At 28.2% G+C, this 3,768-nt stretch carries 2 protein-coding genes and 1 pseudogene; 1 reads left to right on the forward strand and 2 read right to left on the reverse strand.

Going from position 1 to position 3,768, the window contains the following annotated elements; all coding sequences use genetic code 11:
- Nucleotides 1-777 precede the first annotated feature (777 nt).
- Nucleotides 778-1,035, reverse strand: a pseudogene (locus KA878_RS14665) (M23 family metallopeptidase); the annotation flags it as partial.
- Between the two features lie 33 nt (nt 1,036-1,068).
- The gene (locus tag KA878_RS13410) at nt 1,069-1,350 is read right to left on the reverse strand and encodes a hypothetical protein (protein ID WP_193839575.1); all 282 of its coding nucleotides are present in this window, start codon (nt 1,348-1,350) and stop codon (nt 1,069-1,071) included.
- Between the two features lie 257 nt (nt 1,351-1,607).
- On the opposite strand from KA878_RS13410, the gene KA878_RS13415 reads away from it, so the two are divergent.
- Nucleotides 1,608-3,768: peptidase domain-containing ABC transporter (locus tag KA878_RS13415; protein WP_210142177.1), on the forward strand; the 2,161-nt coding region annotated here is incomplete at its 3' end.

Here is a 3,768-nt window from a genome sequence, read left to right on the forward strand (position 1 = left end):
AAGCGCCTTCTCAGTTCAGTCAACTACTGCGAATTTGATAAATAGCATTACTATATAATTTATGTCCCAGACTGATTGATTATAGAGCCACTAAAAAAGATCAATTATCTTATTAATGTTATATGTTATTTTTTATTCATCTTTTATTTTTTTAATGACCAATGATACTGTTTGCAATTATCGAAGTTACTAGTAAAAAGAAAATAATAGATGATTATAGACAATAAAAATTTTTCTGATTCTTGTTTATATATTCTTTACTCACTTTTTTATCAGTACCTTCTAGCAATATATCATTTAATGGAAAGCTAAATTCTGAATACAAACACTTAAATATTTCTGTACTATAGCTTATAATACTACTCAAAGTTCCCCATTTTTTTAATATAAGTGTTTTGCCCCCCCTATTAACCAGTGTTATAATTTTGTTAACGAAAACGATTAACAAAATAATGCACCTTCTCTCTACGTCTACATTTGACGCCTGAGAGATAGGCGGCCTATATTATTTATATCATCTGTTATGTATGAGTGACAGATAACTTCTGATAAGTCATTTTATGTTAATTTATCTGATAAAATATTCTCTCATATATTTAAAATACCAAAGATTCGTAAATTGATAATTTCTAAAATTTTATTTTTTATTTTTATCCCTTTTTTCTTTTAATTTCGCTAAATATTTCGAAGTCTCATCCGTAAAAGTAGATACAATAGCAACGATTACATCTATTATTTTAATTAAAATTTCCACTGCTTAGTACTCCCTTTTAATTTTTATATACTATCTCCTTTTATAGGTGATCTTCCATTAGAAAATTCAATTTTTAAAGAAACATATTCGTCTATTTTAGATGAGTTCATAACTTGAAAATGTAAATGTGGCTCGGAAGAGTTACCAGAATTTCCACATTTACCTATCAAATCTCCTTGGTGTACCTTTTCACCGATTAAAACGTTTATACTAGAGTATTCTAAATGAGCTAAGAGGCTATATTCATTGTGTTTAAGTGATATTAAAACGTAATTTTCAAGTAAATTATTATCTTTTTGTGAGTCACTATCAGGTTATTTATTCTCTATATCTATTATGATGCCATCTTGTGGGGCTATAATATCTTCACTAAAACAATAATAATCCTTATTAATATAGCCAAAATTTTTAAAACTCATATTATTTTTTCTAATAATTAAATCATAAGCATACCTTTGTGATTCATTTGGATAATGATAATTAAATAATTCATTATCTCCACCCCAAAATACTTCCCAGCAACTATTTACAGGCATTATATATTTGTTTAAAGTAATTTTATTTTTGTCTGGATATTTAATTATCTGATCTATCAAAGATACCCTCGCATAGCCAACAATCAGTGACTTTTACCCCATAATTAATATACACCCTAATCATACATCTAAGATGGTATAAAATTAATAACGCTGTTTGTATGATTAGGGTGTACCACAAGTAGACATATAGACAAACATTTTTTTACTTTTTAGTGCTTTTAACATTATCAAAAGGATTACTTAACTTATGTTTAATACTAACTATTTATACTTATTAAAATAGAGTTAAACTTTTATTGAAAGGACTTATTATGATGGCTATAAAATTTATAAGACAATACGATGAAAAGGATTGTGGTCCTACTTGCCTTGCCATGATTTCACAGTTTTATGGTAAGCGTGTGTCCATCCCACGTTTACGCGAATATGCTAAGACAGATAAATTAGGTACAAATTTATATGGTCTCGTACAAGCAGGTAAAAAGATTGGTATTGAGTTAACTGGTGTAAAAGCTGATTCCTTTGATGATTTAAAACAAGCACAATTACCAGTTATGGTACATATTATTAATCAACAAAGTTATGACCACTATATCATTATTGAAAAAATAAAAAATAACACGCTTTATGTTGTCGATCCTGCTAAAGGTAAATATAAGTTATCAAGTACTGAATTTGGAAAATATTGGACTAATATTGCTGTATTAATTGATAAAACAGATGATTTTACTACTGACAATGAATCACCCTCGTATCTTAATATTTTCATTGATATATTTAAAAATAATTATGGGAAGTTGTTATTTATTGCTTTTATCTCACTATTTATTAATGTTGTTGGTATTGTCGGGGCTCTATATTTTAAATTATTAACTGATCATATTATTCCATCCAATGTTCTTACAAATTTACATATTATTAGCTTAGGTATTTTACTTTTATACATAATCAATGCATTCATTAATTATTTAAGGTTTCAACTTATTTTACATTTAAGTTTGAAAATCGATGTTAATTTAATGAAAGATTACTTTTATCATGTTTTACATCTTCCGATGAACTTTTTTGATACACGTAAATCTGGCGAAATCCTACAACGTTTCATGGATACATCTAAAATTCGTGAAGCTTTATCATCTTCAACGGTAACGTTGTTAGTTGATACTTTCATGATTATTATCGGTGCTATATTACTTTATATGCAAAGTCCTTTGTTACTACTGATAACAATTATTTTTATACCTTGTTTTATTATTTGTAGTTACACTTTACGTAAACCTTTTGAAAAATATAATCAAAAGGTGGCTGAAAAGGATGCTGAATTGAGTTCATATTTAATAGAATCTTTTGATGGTAGTAATACTATTAAAAGTTATCAATCTGAAGACGATCGTTTCTACATGGGTACTACTAAATTTAACGGTATTATTAAAAACTTATTAAAACTGGGTAGATTTTCTAATATACAATTAACGGTTAACAACTTTTTAAAATTAACTATCAGTCTTGTTATATTATGGCTTGGTAGTTACTTAGTCATGACAGATAGTATGACGTTAGGTAGTTTATTAGCTTTTAATGCCTTAACTATTTATTACCTTGATCCTATTGAACGTCTCATAAATATTCAACCGACACTGCAATCTTCATTTGTTGCAGCACGTCGTATTGCTGAAATAACTGATTTAGAAACCGAAAATGAATTATATACTTCTAAACAACCTTATACTTTTAAAAACAACATTCGCATTGAAAATTTAGACTTTCAGTATGGCTTTCGAAGTGTGGTATTGAAGGATATTAATTTAAATATTAAAAAAGGGCAAAAGGTTGCTATTGTTGGTGAAAGTGGAAGTGGTAAATCAACTATAGGTAAGTTACTCAATCGCTATTACTCTGCTTCAGAAGGTAATATTATAATTGATAACTATAGTATTGATGATATTGACCTTTCCGACTTACGTAAGAATATAGGCTATGTCTCACAAAATACATTCCTTTTTGCTGATACAATTAAAAATAATCTTTTACATGGTAGCAATAAATACAAAAGTGACGAAGATATCGTTAAGGCTTGTCAGTTAGCCGAATCCCTAGATTTTATACAGAAATTCCCAGATCAGTTTAATACTATGTTAGAAAAAGAAGGCGCTAATCTATCAGGTGGACAATCTCAACGCTTATCTTTGGCACGCACATTTTTAAAAAATCCTGATATATACATTTTTGATGAAGCTACAAGTGCTTTAGATAGCTTAACTGAAAACAAAATTATGGAGCATACCGACTTACTAACTCAACGTGGTAAAACCGTAATTATTATTTCACATAAGTTAAGCACTATAAAAAATGCTGATAATATCTATGTTTTAAATGAGGGTCAAGTTGCTGAGAATGGTACACATGATGAGTTAATTCATTTAAACGGTATATATAAAAATTTATGGCAACTTCAAAGTCAAGTCCAGACTCCTG

Origin of the sequence: Staphylococcus sp. GDY8P57P (genome assembly GCF_017892585.1) — a bacterium.
GTDB classification, from domain to species: Bacteria; Bacillota; Bacilli; order Staphylococcales; family Staphylococcaceae; genus Staphylococcus; species Staphylococcus borealis.